This is a genomic window from Sulfurimonas sp. C5 (assembly GCF_029872055.1).
Classification (GTDB): domain Bacteria; phylum Campylobacterota; class Campylobacteria; order Campylobacterales; family Sulfurimonadaceae; genus Sulfurimonas.
In genome coordinates this window covers 1-1,171 of sequence record NZ_JARXNQ010000020.1, presented here as the reverse complement: position 1 = coordinate 1,171, position 1,171 = coordinate 1, and the positions used below count along the sequence as shown (strand labels likewise).

Annotated in this window: 1 protein-coding gene; it reads right to left on the bottom strand. The window is 34.7% G+C overall.

From position 1 onward, the window contains the following. Window positions 1–1,166: MBOAT family protein (locus tag P6N22_RS10620; protein WP_280332795.1), on the bottom strand; the 1,166-nt coding region annotated here is incomplete at its 3' end. Window positions 1,167–1,171: the final 5 nt, after the last annotated feature.

Sequence of the window (1,171 nt, the reverse complement as noted above, 5' to 3'; positions counted from 1 at the left end):
TTAAGGACTTTGATAGCATCATCCCATTCTTTAGCGCGGAAGAAGACCCAAGCGATGTTAATAAAGTTGAAAGTAATAAACCAAGCTAGTATAGAGTTCATAGTAAAACCAAGTGTTTTCCATATACGATGAATAACTAAAGCAGCACCGTGTAAGAATCCCCAGAAGACAAATGTCCAACCGGCACCATGCCATAAACCACCAATTATGAATGTAATCATTAAGTTGGAATATATTCTAGGCTCACTAACTCTATTACCACCTAAAGGGATATAAATATAATCTCTTAAGAATCTAGAAAGAGTCATATGCCATCTTCTCCAGAAGTCTTGGATATCTTTTGCTTTATATGGAGAATCAAAGTTCTGTGGCAGTTTTATGTTAAAGAGCAGGGCAGCACCAATAGCCATATCTGTATAACCACTAAAATCAAAGTACAGCTGAAATGTATAAGAGAGTGAAGTAGCCCATGCTTCAACCATGTTCAGAGTTACTGCATGGTCAAATCCATTTGTAGCCCAAACAGCAAATGTATCGGCAATAACAACTTTTTTAAATAGACCCATACTAAAGATAAACAGTCCTACAGCGATGTTTCTATAGTTTTTAACTAAGTTCCATTTAGAAGCAAACTGTGGCATCATCTCTTTATGATGCACAATAGGACCGGCAATTAGTTGCGGGAAGAAAGTAACAAAGAGTGCATAGTTTAAGAAATCGTATTCTGTAGTCTCTTTTCTATAACTATCTACTAAATAAGATATTTGTTGGAATGTAAAGAAACTAATTCCTAAAGGAAGAGCTAAATGGTATAAGCCTACATTTTCACCACTCACATAATTATAGTTCTCAATGAAGAAGTCAGCATACTTGAAATACGCTAGTAGCGCAATATTAGATACTATACCAAATGTAAGTACCCATTTCCTATTGACTCTTTTATTCTCTCCGTCTTTACCAAGTATTTCACCAATCATATAGTTAAATAACATTGATACTAAGATGATAGGAAGGTAGATAGGATTCCACCAGCTATAAAAGAACAGTGACGCAAATACTAAGAAACCTTTCGCACCTGTTACTAACCTTCTATTGAGTAAAAAGAAATAGATGAAAAATGTTATCGGTAGAAAGAAAAATATGTACTCGTAGCTGTTAAATAGCATCTATT